This window comes from Bradyrhizobium sp. Pha-3, from assembly GCF_042258325.1.
Taxonomy (GTDB): Bacteria; Pseudomonadota; Alphaproteobacteria; order Rhizobiales; family Xanthobacteraceae; genus Bradyrhizobium; species Bradyrhizobium elkanii.
Genome location: NZ_CP170151.1, coordinates 7,733,245 through 7,747,540, shown reverse-complemented (window position 1 = coordinate 7,747,540; position 14,296 = coordinate 7,733,245). Strand labels below are relative to the sequence as shown.

At 63.0% G+C, this 14,296-nt stretch carries 18 protein-coding genes and 1 tRNA gene; 12 read left to right on the top strand and 7 right to left on the bottom strand.

Translation table 11 applies throughout. From position 1 onward, the window contains the following. Positions 1–76: 76 nt before the first annotated feature. The 3 genes from ACE10X_RS36925 to ACE10X_RS36915 form a co-directional block, all read right to left on the bottom strand. Entirely contained in the window at positions 77–277 is a 201-nt protein-coding gene (locus ACE10X_RS36925) for a hypothetical protein (protein ID WP_038382289.1), read from the bottom strand. A gap of 199 nt (positions 278–476) precedes the next feature. After that, positions 477–698 (bottom strand): DUF6894 family protein, encoded by a 222-nt coding sequence (locus ACE10X_RS36920; protein WP_375763614.1) that lies wholly within the window; start codon positions 696–698, stop codon positions 477–479. A gap of 13 nt (positions 699–711) precedes the next feature. After that, positions 712–870, bottom strand: coding sequence for a hypothetical protein (locus ACE10X_RS36915; protein WP_375763613.1), 159 nt, complete (start codon positions 868–870; stop codon positions 712–714). Between the two features lie 164 nt (positions 871–1,034). Here ACE10X_RS36915 and ACE10X_RS36910 point away from each other — a divergent pair, with 164 nt between their 5' ends. From ACE10X_RS36910 to ACE10X_RS36895, 4 genes are all read left to right on the top strand, one after another. After that, on the top strand, positions 1,035–1,220 hold the full coding sequence (locus ACE10X_RS36910) for a DUF3606 domain-containing protein (protein ID WP_028343468.1): 186 nt from the start codon (positions 1,035–1,037) through the stop codon (positions 1,218–1,220). Between the two features lies 1 nt (position 1,221). Further along, positions 1,222–1,398, top strand: a complete 177-nt coding sequence (locus ACE10X_RS36905) for a DUF2934 domain-containing protein (protein ID WP_375763612.1) — start codon at positions 1,222–1,224, stop codon at positions 1,396–1,398. Between the two features lie 149 nt (positions 1,399–1,547). After that, positions 1,548–1,742, top strand: coding sequence for a 2Fe-2S iron-sulfur cluster-binding protein (locus ACE10X_RS36900; RefSeq protein WP_369529686.1), 195 nt, complete (start codon positions 1,548–1,550; stop codon positions 1,740–1,742). Next, a complete protein-coding gene (locus ACE10X_RS36895; protein WP_369525399.1) occupies positions 1,660–1,857 on the top strand; it encodes a DUF1236 domain-containing protein in 198 nt (65 codons plus the stop codon). Before ACE10X_RS36900 ends, ACE10X_RS36895 begins: the two co-directional genes overlap by 83 nt. A gap of 116 nt (positions 1,858–1,973) precedes the next feature. On the opposite strand, the gene ACE10X_RS36890 is transcribed toward ACE10X_RS36895, so the two are convergent. The 3 genes from ACE10X_RS36890 to ACE10X_RS36880 all read right to left on the bottom strand — a co-directional run bounded on the left by ACE10X_RS36890 (position 1,974) and on the right by ACE10X_RS36880 (position 5,016). Then, positions 1,974–2,192 carry a hypothetical protein gene (locus ACE10X_RS36890; RefSeq protein ID WP_375763611.1) on the bottom strand — a complete coding sequence of 73 codons (219 nt, stop codon included), beginning with the start codon at positions 2,190–2,192 and terminating at the stop codon, positions 1,974–1,976. Positions 2,193–2,696: 504 nt separating this feature from the next. Then, the gene (locus tag ACE10X_RS36885) at positions 2,697–3,410 is read right to left on the bottom strand and encodes a flagellar hook assembly protein FlgD (protein ID WP_016844363.1); all 714 of its coding nucleotides are present in this window, start codon (positions 3,408–3,410) and stop codon (positions 2,697–2,699) included. 10 nt (positions 3,411–3,420) lie between these two features. Beyond that, positions 3,421–5,016, bottom strand: a complete 1,596-nt coding sequence (locus ACE10X_RS36880; protein ID WP_038382294.1) for a flagellar hook-length control protein FliK — start codon at positions 5,014–5,016, stop codon at positions 3,421–3,423. A 358-nt stretch (positions 5,017–5,374) separates the two neighbouring features. On the opposite strand from ACE10X_RS36880, the gene mnmA reads away from it, so the two are divergent. The 7 genes from mnmA (at position 5,375) to ACE10X_RS36845 (ending at position 12,087) form a co-directional block, all read left to right on the top strand. Next, entirely contained in the window at positions 5,375–6,571 is a 1,197-nt protein-coding gene (gene mnmA, locus ACE10X_RS36875) for a tRNA 2-thiouridine(34) synthase MnmA (protein ID WP_375763610.1), read from the top strand. Positions 6,572–6,646: 75 nt separating this feature from the next. After that, positions 6,647–7,285: a class I SAM-dependent methyltransferase gene (locus tag ACE10X_RS36870; protein ID WP_375763609.1), complete on the top strand. Its 639-nt coding sequence runs from the start codon at positions 6,647–6,649 to the stop codon at positions 7,283–7,285. 53 nt (positions 7,286–7,338) lie between these two features. Further along, positions 7,339–7,704 carry a hypothetical protein gene (locus ACE10X_RS36865; protein WP_038382296.1) on the top strand — a complete coding sequence of 122 codons (366 nt, stop codon included), beginning with the start codon at positions 7,339–7,341 and terminating at the stop codon, positions 7,702–7,704. Between the two features lie 116 nt (positions 7,705–7,820). Then, positions 7,821–7,897 (top strand) — tRNA-Met (locus ACE10X_RS36860). A 543-nt stretch (positions 7,898–8,440) separates the two neighbouring features. After that, on the top strand, positions 8,441–9,730 hold the full coding sequence (locus ACE10X_RS36855; RefSeq protein WP_375764643.1) for an FAD-dependent oxidoreductase: 1,290 nt from the start codon (positions 8,441–8,443) through the stop codon (positions 9,728–9,730). Positions 9,731–9,745: 15 nt separating this feature from the next. Beyond that, a complete protein-coding gene (locus tag ACE10X_RS36850) occupies positions 9,746–10,489 on the top strand; it encodes an enoyl-CoA hydratase/isomerase family protein (RefSeq protein ID WP_375763608.1) in 744 nt (247 codons plus the stop codon). After that, a complete protein-coding gene (locus ACE10X_RS36845) occupies positions 10,486–12,087 on the top strand; it encodes an acyl CoA:acetate/3-ketoacid CoA transferase (RefSeq protein ID WP_375763607.1) in 1,602 nt (533 codons plus the stop codon). Before ACE10X_RS36850 ends, ACE10X_RS36845 begins: the two co-directional genes overlap by 4 nt. Before the next feature lie 37 nt (positions 12,088–12,124). On the opposite strand, the gene ACE10X_RS36840 is transcribed toward ACE10X_RS36845, so the two are convergent. Continuing rightward, positions 12,125–12,736: a GntR family transcriptional regulator gene (locus tag ACE10X_RS36840; protein WP_244435679.1), complete on the bottom strand. Its 612-nt coding sequence runs from the start codon at positions 12,734–12,736 to the stop codon at positions 12,125–12,127. Between the two features lie 309 nt (positions 12,737–13,045). On the opposite strand from ACE10X_RS36840, the gene ACE10X_RS36835 reads away from it, so the two are divergent. Continuing rightward, on the top strand, positions 13,046–14,224 hold the full coding sequence (locus ACE10X_RS36835; RefSeq protein ID WP_038382301.1) for an ABC transporter substrate-binding protein: 1,179 nt from the start codon (positions 13,046–13,048) through the stop codon (positions 14,222–14,224). Positions 14,225–14,296 lie beyond the last annotated feature (72 nt).

Below are 14,296 nucleotides of genomic sequence, written 5' to 3'. Positions count from 1 at the left end.
TCGAGCCTCGAGCACATCTCGGGGCAATGCGCGCATTAGCTTATGTGAATCGAACCAGCCTATGTGAATCGAAGCGCTACTGCGGCGGCTCCGCTCCCGGAGTGGCGAGCCATTCTTCGATCTGGACGGCGCGCTCGGCCTCACGGGCCTTCTTGAGAAGTCGTTCCCGCTCGGTGCCGGGAGGCAGGTGCGAAGCCCTTGCGCGGGCCGCCTCTTCCAGCTGAATGAGGCGGTATGCGAGCGTCGTGGTTTGCTTGAAGCGATTGCGGCGTTTCATTTGTGCAATTGGTGTTTCAAACCCTGGTGTAGGTCCGAACCACGCTCGTCGTCGTTTGTTCCTATTGAACGGCGCGGCGTGCCCTGTCCTGGCCGCGTCCTCGAGAGCACCATGCGGCGGGCCGGCGAAGGAATGCCGGACATCGGCCGGCAGCGTCGGTGTGCGGGAAGCGAGCCGAGCTGAGAACGACGGTTTCCCGTCAGACGCTCGTCGAAGCCAGGGGGATGCGGAAGAGTTCGCGATCGCCCTCATCGCGAACCGAAATGAAATTGCCGTCGCGGACCATCTCCGGCTTTTCAGTCCCGATCCGGTGCGCGATGAAGCTGCCGTGATCCCTGGCGTCCTTGTCGTCGGCACAGTCGTGACCGAGGACGTCATGTGCGGGGATGTCGCCCGCGAGATGGAAGAAGTATCTGGGCATCTAGGTCAGCTTGTTAGGTCAGCTTGTCCAAATTGCCGAACGGCTTCGCTGGCGGCTCGTTCTCGGCCTTCCTGATCTGCTGCGCGCCTTCCTCGGCAAGCCTGCCATCGTTGATGATCTCGGCGATGAGCTGCTTGACCCGTCCGCCGATCCTGTCTGCAATGCTTGTCATGGCTCACCTTTGTTCATCTCTCACGACTGAAGTATCGCTCGCGAATAATGTTCCTCCGGGGGGTGACAGCCCACCCATCCGGAAAAGGAACAAACAACCGTCCGGAAGATTGGATCGCCAGCAACGGCCGAAGCTCGGGCCGAACGGCTGACGCGAGAAGTCCGGTGACGAAACGCCTGACCAGGAAAGAGCAGTTCGATCGATCGAAGATCAACGTGCACGATCTGCGTCAGGTGAGATGCTGGACGCATGCCCTCGGCGTGTCGCGCGAACAGCTGCGTAAAGCCGTCGAGAAGGTCGGTGACTCCGCCGTGACGGTTCGCAAGGAGCTCGGGATACCCGAGGAATGACATGGCCACCGAACAGCAAATCGGGGACTACGCGCGGCAGCTCTGGGAGAAGGCCGGAAAGCCCGACGGCAGGGACAAGGAATTCTGGCACGCGGCCGAGGTCGAGCTGAATGCGGAGAGCGAAAGTCCGGACGCGCCAACACTGGACCAGCCGAACAAGACGACCATTCCCGGATGAACGCCTTGGCGCGAGGGGCGTGCCAGCGGCGCGATTGATCGGGATCCTTCACTAGGAACATTGGCATTCCGTCGCGGTTCTCGAAACGCCGCATGGAGCGGTGAGGAGGACGTTATGAAAAAGCTGGTTCTGATTTCTGTTGCCGCCGTATTGGCCTCGACCGGCGCTTTCGCCCAGAGCACGGTTGTCGGCACGACCGGTGCCGGACATGCCGCCACCGTGCAGATCGAGCCGCAGTACCGTACGCGGATCCACAGCTATGTGACCGAACACAAGATCCGTCCCGTCGAGACGCGGGAGAGGATCGTCGTCGGCTCGCCTGTGCCGCGCGAGGTCGAGCTTGAAGCGGTGCCTGCCGATTGGGGCCCGTCGCTCACCAGATATCGCTATGTCTATACCGGCCAGCGCGTGATGCTGGTCGATCCCGACACCCGTACGGTCGTGCAGGAAGTCGAGTGAGGCCGCTATGACGGCGGGCCGCCGCCGGGAACGGCGGTGGCCCGCGCTCAGCCGGAACGCCTGATCTAGAGGGCAAGCGCCGTTCGGTCAGCGGCCATCGACCGCGTCGGCCGCGATCAGAGACCGATGCGGGCCACAGCCGCTTGCGCGATGCCCTTCGCGTCGAGGGCGCCGGTCTTGCCGATCTCGATAACCTTGCGGGCCACGATCTCGCAAAGCGGATCGTTGCGATCAACCAGACCCATCGAATGCAGCGCCAGGCTGAACGCCCTGTTGAAGAGATCGATTTGCTCCGGCGTGTATTCGCCCGTCTTCAGCAAGCGATTGATCGGCATTGGTCGAGCCCCACAGCAAGCAGCCAAGTGGTGTTTCTATAGCATGGAACCGTCGCTCGCCGTGAGGAAGCGGCGTCAGTCTTTGGGCGGGCGCCGACCTTGGAGGGGCAGGCGGAGGATGGCGCCCGGATGTAATGCGATCAGGTGCGCAGTCGCGCACCGGGGAAGGACGGGAAGGGGGCGGCAAACACCCCGACGGGCAAATCAGCAAAACCTGTCAATACAAGAATAAGAAAATATTCCGCTTGGCGTTTGACCCAACTCAGATGCTCAATAGATGCGTCTCATCCGACACGAGGGGCGCTTCGCGGTCAACACATTCGGTGTCGTCCCGGCGAAGGCCGGGACCCATAACCACGAATGTTGATTGATACGCGTCGCTGCAACGACGAATCCCGTTCACAACACAGGCCGGGGCGTATGGGTCCCTGCTTTCGCAGGGACGACAGATGCGTATGCCGCGCAACATGCGATGTGCAAGTACACGGTGCCCGCAGGCGCAGCCTAGCTCGAGCCAGTCGCCCCGCGCACCACGCGCTTGATTTTGTCGGTGGTGTAGGTCTGCCCGCCGATCGAGAGCAGCGGCGGGGAGGCGGTCAGGTCGACGGAATCGACGACGCCCTGCACCTCGGTCGAGATGGCGATCGGGTTGCCCTTGGAATCCTTGCCGGTGGCGGTCAGCGTGTAGGTGCCGGCCGGCCATTGCGTGCCGTCATTGCCCTTGCCGTCCCAGACGAAGCTGGCATTGCCCTGCTTCAGGCTGAAATTGCCGGAATAGGCGGTCTGGCCCGTCGCGCTCGTGATCGTGATCGTGGCGCTGGTGGCTTGCGGGGACACCAGATTCCAGGTCGCGGATTTGTCGAACTGCGTCTTGCTGCCGTCGACCGCGACCGTGTTGCCGACATAGACCAGCGCCTGGGTCGACTGCGCGCTCTTCTCGATCTCGATCAGCGACTTCAGCTGATCGTTGGATTTCAGCTGCTGCTCGACGCCCGCGAACTGCACCAGCTGCTGGGTGAACTGGTTGGTGTCGAGCGGGTCGAGCGGGTTCTGGTTCTGCAACTGCGTGGTCAGCAGCGTCAGGAAGGTCTGGAAATTGTCAGCGATGCCCTGCGACGAGGTCGTCAGGCCGCTGCCGCTGCTGCTTCCAGAGTTCGTTCCGTTGCTGGTGCCCGGTGCAGAGACGACGGGCGTCGGCATGGTTGCATCGACTGCCATGGTGAACTCCTTACACTCTGATATCGACGCCGCCGAGGGCGCCGGTTGCACGGCCGTAGGAGCGGCCCGCCGCGGCGGCGGGAACGCTGTCCTCCTCGGCGACGATCAAACGATGGGCGTTCGGATTGGGCTGGCCATTGTTGTTCTGGCCCGACTGCGACTGGTCGCGCAGGCTGAACTGCAATCCGCCATTGCCGGTCGAGAGGCCGGCATTGTCGAGCGCGCGCTGCAGCTGGTTGGCGTCCTGGCGCAGCATCGACAGCGTTTCCGGGCGTTCGACGGTGAGATGGGAGGTGACCTGGCCGTTGCGATCGACATCGATGCGGACGTCGATGCGGCCGAGCTCGGCGGGGTCGAGCCGGATCTCGAAGCGACTCTTGCCGCTCTTGGCGGAGGCGGCGATCTGCATCGCAAGCCCGCTGAGCGGCACGGCGGCGCTTTGCGCGGCGTTGGTCACGGTCAATTGCGCGGTCGCAGACGGCGTCGTCTGGGTGGTCGCGAGTTGCGGCTGCAGTGCATTCGCTGCCTGCGCGCCGGGATCGGGGGTCGTGAGCTGGGCCTGCGCGGCCGCGTGGCCGCCGACCGCCGGCGTCGGCGCGGCATTGCCGTCGCCGCTCGCGTCGGCCTTGATGGCATCGGCCGCACCGACTGCGGCGGGCTTCGCCTTGCCGGCAACGGCGGCCGGCTGCGCGGCGGCGGGAACGATATTGGTCGGAGCAGCCTGCGCGGTGTTGGCGCTGCCTGCCGCGGCGCCGTCCTGGTCGGCCGGCATCGTCGCCGTCGCGTCCTTGGCGGTGACCTGTGCCTTGGCTTGCGTCGTCGTCTTGGCGGCGGGCGTTCCGGCGGCAACCGCGGCGGCGAATGTCGTATCGCCGGTTGCTGTCGCGGCGCCCGAAGCCGTTGCCGCATCGCCGGGGGTGATGATTTGCGCGTCGGTCTTGATACCGGCCGCCTTGGCGACCTTGTCGGCGTTCGCTGTGGTGGCCGCCGCCGCTGCGGTGTCGGCGCCGGTAGGCGCGCCGCCGCCGCTCGCCGCGCCGGTGCCGGCGATGGCCGAGCTCGCCGCGATGGCCGCCGCCGCGATCGCGAGCGGTGCGGCCGGCTGGTCGGACGACGCGGCCGTCGCCGGTGCCGGGGCAGTCGCCGGTGTTGCGGCAACGGGAGCAATCACGGCAGTCACGGTTGCCGCACCGGGATCCTGCTGCGCAGCGGTTTGCGTCGCGTCAGGCTTGTCACTGGTCGATTTCGCATCGGAGCTCGATTTCGAGTCGTCCGATTTCGATTTCGACTTGGTCTTGGACGGCGCGTCGCTGTCGCTGTCGACCTTGTTGTCGTCCCGCGAACTGCCGGAATCCCGCGACGTCTTGTCGGGGCCCGGGTTGGTGTCGCGGGGGCGCGCCTCGGTCGTCGAGGGCGGATCGTCGGACCGCCGCGAGGGCGCCGGCTGGGAGTCGTAGCGGCTGTCGTTTGTGGACGCAGTGTTGCTGTCGACCAGCGCGGCAAAGCCGTCATTCCCCGCCTGCGAAGCGGGATCGGGCCGCGACGACCGCTGCGTCGCGCCCTGAAAAGACCGGCCTGCCAATGCTTCCGACGTGACGCTGACCACTGCCAACCCTCGCAAATGAGACTTCCGGCGTTTTGTCAGCAAGGAGTGGGCCAACCAGGGATGGCAATAAATAATGAGCTATCTCAGGAGGTTACGGGATGCCTTGGCCGATTGGAGCGGGTTCCCGGCGGGTCTCCTTTTTGCCCGGCGGCAAGATTTGCCGTCCACGCGCGGCACGGCACAGCTTCCGCCGGATTGCCTCACCGGAATACGGCCTATATTAAAGGTGGCCTCCAATGCGTCCGGACCGACCGAACCGGCTTGGACGTGTTCTAAGGCTCTCTGGACAAAAGGCTTTTTCCAATATCGTCGCGGAGCGCATAAGCTCGCCGCGACAGTGACCAATGACCGCTTAAAGATGCTCAACAGTCTGGATCTCGAAGGCCGCCCTGAAGACACACGGATCGTCGTTGCCATGTCCGGCGGCGTCGACTCGTCGGTGACGGCTGCGCTGTTGAAGTCGCAGGGCTACGACGTGGTCGGGATCACGCTGCAGCTCTACGACCACGGCGCCGCGACCCATCGTAAGGGCGCCTGCTGCGCCGGCCGCGACATCCACGATGCGCGCAATGTCGCCGAGCGGATCGGCATCCCGCATTACGTGCTCGACTATGAAAGCCGCTTCAAGCAATCGGTGATCGACAATTTCGCCGACAGCTACGCGCTCGGCGAGACGCCGGTGCCGTGCATCGAGTGCAACCGTTCGGTCAAGTTTCGCGATCTGCTCGCGACCGCGCGCGAGCTCGGGGCGCAGGCGCTCGCCACCGGCCACTATGTCGCCTCGCGGCGGCTTGCCGACGGATCGCGCTCGCTCACTTGCGCCGCGGATGCCGATCGCGACCAGAGCTATTTCCTGTTCGCGACCACGCGCGAGCAGCTCGACTTCCTGCGCTTCCCGCTCGGCGACATGACCAAGCCGCAGACCCGCGAGCTGGCGCGGCGCTTCGATCTCGAGGTCGCCGACAAGCAGGACAGCCAGGACATCTGTTTCGTGCCGACCGGCCGCTACACCGACATCATCGGACGGCTGAAGCCGAACGCGATCGCGCCGGGCGACATCGTCGATCTCGACGGTCATGTGATCGGCCAGCACCAGGGCATCGTTCATTTCACCGTCGGCCAGCGCAAGGGGCTCGGCATTGCCTCCGGCAGCCCGCTCTATGTGGTCAAGCTCGATGCGGCGACGCGCCGTGTCGTGGTCGGGCCGCGCGAGGCGCTGCGGATGGATCGCATCGCGCTGCGCGACGTCAACTGGATCGGCGACGGCGCGCTGGATCGCGTGATCGGCGAGGGCATCGAGATCTATGTCCGGGTGCGTTCGACGCGTGCGCCGCAGCCGGCATGGTTGCGCGCCGCCGATGGCGGCTATGAGGTCGAGCTCGTCGCCGGCGAGGAGGGCGTGTCGCCCGGCCAGGCCTGCGTGTTCTACGACGCAGCCTCCGGACAGGCGCGTGTGCTCGGCGGCGGCTTCATCAGGAGTGCAAGCGCAAGCCGCGCAATACGGGCCGCGACGCAGGATGCGATGGCGCCGATTGCGGAAGCGGTTCGCGGATAGCGCATGATCCGGAAAAGTGGGGACCGGTTTTCCGCGACGATCATGCGCAAACAAAAGTAACTTCGGGGCAGGGGAATGGCTGGGGATATCGACCGCGAAGGGGTCGAAAAGGCGTATGGCCGCTGGGCACCGATCTACGATCTGGTGTTCGGCAAGGTGTTCGATCAGGGCCGTCAGTCGACGATCGCGGAGGCCGACCGGATCGGCGGACGCGTGCTCGACGTCGGCGTCGGCACCGGGCTGTCGCTGTCGGAATACAAGCGCACCACGAAACTATGCGGCGTCGATATATCCGAGCCGATGCTGCGGCGGGCGCTCAAGCGCGTGCGCACGCAGGGCCTCAGCAATGTCGAGGCGCTGGCGGTGATGGACGCCAAGAATCTCGCGTTTCCGGATGCGTTCTTCGACGCGGTGGTCGCGCAATATGTCATCACCGCGGTGCCGGATCCCGAGGCGACGCTCGACGATTTCATCCGCGTGCTGAAGCCCGGCGGCGAACTGATCCTGGTCAATCACATCGGCGCCGAGAGCGGCCCGCGCCGCGTCTTCGAGCTCGCCTTCGCGCCGCTGGCGCGGCGGCTCGGCTGGCGGCCGGAATTTCCGTGGGAGCGGCTGACCAATTGGGCGGCCAAGCATGGCGGGGTCTGCCTTGCGGAGCGCCGGCCGATGCCGCCGATGGGGCATTTCTCGCTGATCCGCTTCCGCAAATCGTGAGATTGCGGCGATTTTGACGGGGAACATCGGCGCGCCGTCACGGTTTTCTCGTCATGAGGATCAATCGAACACTCGCTTTATCCTGTGTGCTGATGATGGCGCCCGCTGTGGCCGTGGCGCAGGCGCCGCCGACATCAGCCACACCGCCGGCCCAGACCGCTCCACCGGCGCCGTCGCGCACCGCCGCGAATTGCGCGCCGCAGCAGCCTTCGCATCCCGGTGCTGTGGTTCCGGAGGGAACCACCACCGGGCAGAGCAGCCAGCCGCTGGGCGACAAGCTCGCCAAATCCGACGGGGTGTTGTGCCCGCCGGCCGGGGTCGATCCCGAAATGCGTGCGCCGACCCCGCAAGGCGGCAACACGCCGGTGATTCCACCGCCCGGCAGCCCCGGCGGCGACCAATCGGTGAGGCCGAAATAGCCTCTGTCTGCAATAAGTTGCTGCCCCGTTCGGGTTTGCTTGACAGGCGCGCATGCCACTCTTTATATGCCGCGCGTTCGCACCCGCGGCTCACCAGCCGCCGATGGCGAGCCCATGGCGGGGTAGCTCAGCTGGTTAGAGCACGGGAATCATAATCCTGGGGTCGGGGGTTCGAGTCCCTCCCCCGCTACCATGCGTACGATTTTGCACGCCAAACTACGATCTTCTGCGATGCGCTACGCCTGACGGCACGGCTTCGGACGCCGTGATTGCGAAAACTGTACCGTCAGTGGACGAGATACCTCAGTAAGAACCGAGCATGCGCGCGCTATCGTCGCGTTGACGGCACCTGCTGTTGAACAACCGGATAGCAGCAGTCTCGCAGCGCCGCAGGCATTCACCGCTACCGAATAGCGGCTACGGCATGTGTCCTGTGTCCTGATCCCGTGCCTGACGAGCTGACCGCTGGCGGCTGTAGCGAGCACGCCGGTCGCGTCGTTCGCAGGGACCGCCAGGTCAGCTTCAGCCCTCTCGTCGCCTCCAGCCCGCGGTCGCCGCTGCTGCCCCCAAGCAGCTAACTTTTTTCACTCGCAAATCTGCCGCGCGATCGCGGGCAATTTTTTTGCCCGAAGGCGCTTGCAAACCAACATGCATTGAAATAATTATAATACACCACTAAGATATCACAGGGAGAGCACAATTGGACGCCCGTGGGTCTAACCGTGTCGATAGCGATGTGCTCGTCGTCGGAGGGGGAGCCGCAGGAGTTGCGGCCGCTGTAACCGCCGCTCGAAGGGGTCTGAAAGTCACGCTCGTGGAGCGGTATGGCTTTTGCGGCGGCGGGGCTGTGGCCGGGCTGTCGGGCACGGTGTGCGGTCTGTACGAGGCGACCGAAGCGATCAACGCCAAACCGAAGCAGGTTGTTTTTGGTTTTGCCGACGAATTCTGCCGCCGATTGGAAGCCAAAGGCGGGCTTGGCGATCCGCTGCTCTACGGAAAGACTTGGGCGCGGGTCCACGACCCCTTGGTTTGGCGCGAGGAAGCAGACGCGATGCTGCGGGAAGCCGGAGTACGCGTCGTGTTCCATGCTGTCGCTAGCGACGTGAGCATGGAGGGCGACAGGATCGGGGGGGTGGTCATCTGGACGAAACAAGGCCCCCTCGATGCGCGCGCCAAAGTTGTCGTCGATGCGAGCGGAGATGCTGATGTCGTCGCAATGGCCGGCTTGCCCAGCTTCATTGGCGACAACGGCAGGGTTCAGAACCCGACGATGATCTTTCGAATGATGGGTGTCGATGTCGATCGTTTCGTCACAGAATACGGTGCCGACGCCATCATGCCGGAAAAGATATCCGACATGATCCGCGCAAAGCACAATGCGGGTGAATACCGGCTGCCGCGCGCCAAAATCTGGCTATTCCCCACCACCCGACCCAACGAGTTGCTGTGTAATTGCACGCGTGTGATCGGGCCGGACGGGCGTGAGCTCAACACGCTTTTCCATCAGGATTTCACCGACGCCGAAATCGAGGGAAGGCTTCAGGCGCGAGAATACGCTCGTTTCTTTCGCGATCATCTCGTGGGATGCGAAGCCGCCTTTCTGAACGATACGGGCGTCCAGGTCGGCGTGCGCCAGACCCGTCAGGTCTCTGGCGTAAAGAGGCTTTCAAACGAAGACGTCGTCAAAGGCGCCAAGTCATCTGACGGCATTGCGGTCTCGCCTTGGCCGATCGAGCTGCACTCGGGCGTCAAGCCTCGCGTCGAGTGGCTGCTGAACGATTACTACGAAGTACCGTACGGGTGCTTCGTGCCGGAGCGCGGGGAGGGGTTGCTGGTTGCCGGCCGCTGCCTCTCGGCGGAGCACGAAGCAGTCGCTTCAGCACGCGTCACGGCTCAGTGCTTCTCCTACGGTCATGCGATCGGTCATGCAGCGGTGATTGCGGTGCGCGACGGAATAGCGCCGAGGCACATTGACGGGCAGCAAGTGAGGGCAGCGGTGAACGCCGACGGCGCGCGCCTCGATTAACAGGATCGTGAACAGATGATCAAGCTAGACAATCAAGGTCCGATCGCCATCGTTACCATCAATCGCGCGGAGCGCCGCAATGCGTTGGGTTCGCAGCTCATGCGGGATCTGAACGCTGCCCTGGCCGATTCAGAGCGCAATGACGCGATCAGCGCAGTTGTGCTGACGGGCGCTCCGCCCGCATTCTGCGCCGGCAGCGACCTCAAGGAGCTGGCAGGCCTCTCTATCGCGGATATGTGCAAGCACGAGGCCGAAACCGCAACGTTCGCGCGCGCGATCGGCTACCGCGCCAAGCCGGTCATCGCGGCCGTCGAAGGATACGCTCTGGGAGGCGGAATGATCCTTGCAGCATCGTGCGACATCGTGGTGGCTGCGTCGAACGCACGATGGCATCTGCCGGAAGCCCCGAACGGCTGGCTGCCGCCGTGGGGGCTTACGGCGCTCCTGACTCGGGTCGGCCCGGTGCGGGCGCGCCGTCTCACGTGGGGCGCGGCTTCGATCGACACGATCGAGGCGGCGAGGATCGGCTTGGTCGATGACGTCGCCGAGCCGGGCGCCGCGCTTTCTCTGGCAACGGAGATTGCCGTCGGTCTTTCCAAAGTGCCGCCCGAAGCCGTCGCGTCGACGAAACGCTTCTTCGACCGCTTCATCATGGCAGACGCCGAGCGCCTGGACGAAGTCTCGTCCCGGGAGTTCGCGTCGAACTGCGAAACGCCAAGTTCCAAAAAAACCTTTGAACGCTTTACGGTGAAGTCGTGAATAAAATCGTTGATGCCGCGACGGCAGTTGCATCCATTCAGGACGGATCCTCGGTAGGTTGCGTGGGTGTGATCGGTTGGGTAACGCCCGATACTCTTTTGAAGGCCCTTGGCGACAAATTCCGCAATACAGGCAGCCCGAAAAACCTGACCTTCTATTTCCCGGTCGGGACCGGCGACGCTCAGGGCATCAAGGGCATGGACCACGTGGCGCAGGAAGGATTGATGAAGCGCATGGTGAGCGGTTCATACATCAATCCTGTCGACCCCAAGACGGGAAAGCGACCCGAGCTCATGCGTCTCATCCGTGAGAACAGGATCGAAGCCTACTCCTGGCCGATCGGAGCGACGATGCATTGGCTACGCGAGATAGCTCGTCGCAGCCCAGGTTACATGACCGAAATCGGGATCGGCACCTACATCGATCCCGACAATGGCGGCGGCCGGTTCTCGGAAAGAGCACATGACGATCTCGTGAGAAAAATCGAATTCGACGGAAAGCCGTATCTATTCTATCCGGCATGGAAGTTGGATACGGTGTTCATCTACGCATCGACCTCAGACGAGTTCGGAAATCTGTCTTTCGAGAACGAGGCGCTGGTGTCCTCGAATATTGCGCTGGTGCTGGCAGCCAAGGCCCATGGCGGCCGCGTCGTAGCGCAAGTGCGGCGAGCCGTGCCTCACGGCCAGAGAGCCGCATCCGAGGTTCGGATTCCAGGCATGTTTGTCGATGCAGTCGTCGTCGACCCCAAGATGATGATGACGACCGACGTCGAGTTCGACCCGGCTTACTTCGGCGGTGAGCGCAGGGCGCTGTCTCAACTCCCTCCGATCCCGTCGTCCGCCGACAAGGTCGTCGCATCGCGGGCAGCGAAGGAAGTGCGGAAACGCGAACTTTCCATTTTTGGTTTCGGGGCGGCGGCCGATGTGCCGCTCGTCATGGCGGAGCAGGGGCTGCTTCACGGCGACGAGCTCAAGGACTATTGGTTTACCACCGAGCACGGATCCTACGGCGGGATCGTCATGTCCGGATGGCAGTTTTCCGCGAATCTGAATCCCGATGCGATCCTCGACGGCGTCTATCAGTTCGACGCCATTGATGGAGGGTTGTGCAATTTTGCGGCACTCGCCTTCGCTCAGTTCGACCAGCGCGGCCGAGTCAACGTGTCGAAGTTCGGCGCCGCCAATCCGGGCGCGGGCGGCTTTATCGACATTGCGCAAAGCGCCAAGCGTCTGGTCTTTACCGGAACCTTCACCACTGGAGGGCTGGATGTCGGTTTCGATGGCGGGAAACTGAGCATCGTCAAGGAAGGAAAGGTTCGCAAGTTCGCGAAGCAGGTGGAGCACATCACTTACGCGGTTACCGACGGCGTCAAGCGCGGCCAAACCGCGCTGGTGATCACCGAGCGAGCGGTATTCGAAGTTGCTCCGGAGGGACTGGTGCTGACGGAAGTGGCGCCAGGTATCGACGTTCGGCGTGATGTGCTCGAGCAAATGGAGTTCGCCCCTTGGCAAGTCGCAGACGAACTGAAGTTGATGGATGCAAGCTTCTTCGTCGATCCCGGTCAGACAAGCGCGGTTCGGGGACAAGCCGGTTAAGAAGTTCCCCGGTCTCGACGAGACCGGGGGATTCCGATCATCTGCCTGACCCGACGCTGATCTCGAATATCTGTCGTGTGTAATTTTCGATCTGCTCCATCAGAGCGGTAACGGCAACGAGTGCACCTTGCTCGTCATGCCGCGAAACCGCGCGTGCTCGCGCCGCATGAAGGACGCCCATTGCACCGAGGTTCTGCAGGTCGCTTTCGTACCTGTAGTAGAATCTCCGCGACATCGCGTGAAGCGGCGAGATTGAGCGGGTTGCGAATGGGTTGCCGGCAGCCGCGGCGATAAGACCGTTCGCCTTAAAGACCTCACGCAAGTATTTTTCGAGGTTGCCGTGCTTGCCCGCGCTTTCGATTTCGTCGGCAGCAGCGAGAAGGCGCTCTCGGTCGCTTGCAAGGATGCGGCGAGCCGCCCTTATCGAAATGAAAATCTCGAGTTCGCGCCGCAGCTCGATCGCCAACAACTGCTCATGAACATTTATCTCGGTGATCATCAAGCCGTGCCGGGGCAGAATGGTCACGAGACGGTCCGCCTGAAGGCGTTTCACCGCTTCGCGCACCGGTGTGCGGCCGATGCCGATCTCCTCTGCCAATCCCTCCTCAGACCAGTGACTGCCGGGCGGCAGCTGCAGTGTCACGATCATCTCCTCGAGCCGTCGGTGAGCCGTGTCGGCCTGAGACTCGGGAGGGGAAAGTACTCCGACCTTTTTCGCCATTGGACGCCAAGCTCTTAGCGCGCGCAAGGCGCGATGTGGGTGTCTCTTACGAATATCCTCGCTGCGACGTTCGGGACAAGCGCAGCACGAGCGCATCTCGCACAATGCGCACACCTAAATCGACCCCTCCCGGGGCTGAGCGGCCATCATCCGGGAAAACGCAATGATGTGTTGACGAAACTTTTGTAAGATATTACTAGTACAACACAAGCGCAACGACGCCGAGGGAGGATATTCATGTCTTGCTGGAAAGGGGCCCTGATTGCAGGGGGCATCGCTTCCGGACTGCTGTTCGGACCGGCGGCCAAGGCCGAAGATGTCGTCAAGATCGGGCAGATCGAGGCCCTGACCGGCGCAACCGCTACCTACGGCTGGATGTCGGCGCAGGGTACCAAGGTTGCGGTCGAGGAAATCAACGCGAAGGGCGGCTTCCTGGTCGGCGACAGGACTTACAAGCTCGAACTGCAGCAGGTCGATACGCGCGGCGAGCCCCGCGAGGCGACCGTACAGTTCCGCAAGATGATGGAAGAAAAAGTCCACTTCGTCTTTGGGCCGTTTCTGACCAATGTCTTCAACGCCATCGAGCCGATAGCCAATCAGAACAACGGCAAGTTCCTGCTGTTCGCGGGCGCGACGTCGGCACACGCAGCGCTTGGCAAGCCCGATCACGACTATCTGCTGCGAACCTGGAACTGGGACGCGGGATCAGCGGGTTTCGGCAAGCTGATGGTGGACTATTTGAAGAAGCTCAATACCAGGAAGGTGGCGATGCTTTTCCAGAACGACGCCTTCGGCAAGACCGCCGTCGATATTTATAGCGCGCTGTTCAAGGATGCCGGAATTGAACTGCAGGTCGAATTGTTCGAGCCCGGCACGAAGGACTTCAGCGCGGTGCTCGCGAAGCTCGCGGCCGGCAAGCCGGACATTCTCTTCCCGGGTTATTCGGATGCCGTCCTCTACGATATCGTGAGGCAGTCGACCGAATCCGGTTTCGGCAATCGTTTCTTTCTCGTTCGTGGCTCCATCGGGCCGGCGCTGAAGAACAAGGACGCGATCGAAGACTATATCGCATACGTTCCGAAGTACTTCGAGGGTGCCGAGAAGACCGAGCCGAAGGTCCGTGCCTTTATCGAAAGCTATCAGAAGCTGTTCAAGCGCGAATTTCCCTACGATCAAGCACCGCTCTGCTCCTCATCTTGCTACGACCATGTCTACATGCTCGTGGAGGCCATGCAGAAGGCTGGCACCGTCGACGATGTGGCAAAGATCCGTGCTGCCCTGATGAGCATGACCCACGAGGGCATGTGGAGAATCAAATACGACAAGACCGGAGAGGCCGTGTTCGGGTTCGATGTCGTCCACGTGCGCAAGGGTGGTGCCATCGAGAGAGTGCCTTACGACCCGACCAAAGAGTAAGGCTCGTTCGTCGCGCTCCGGCGGAGCCGGAGCGCTCTCTCTCCACTCGGGAAGGCGTCACGAAATGCGCTT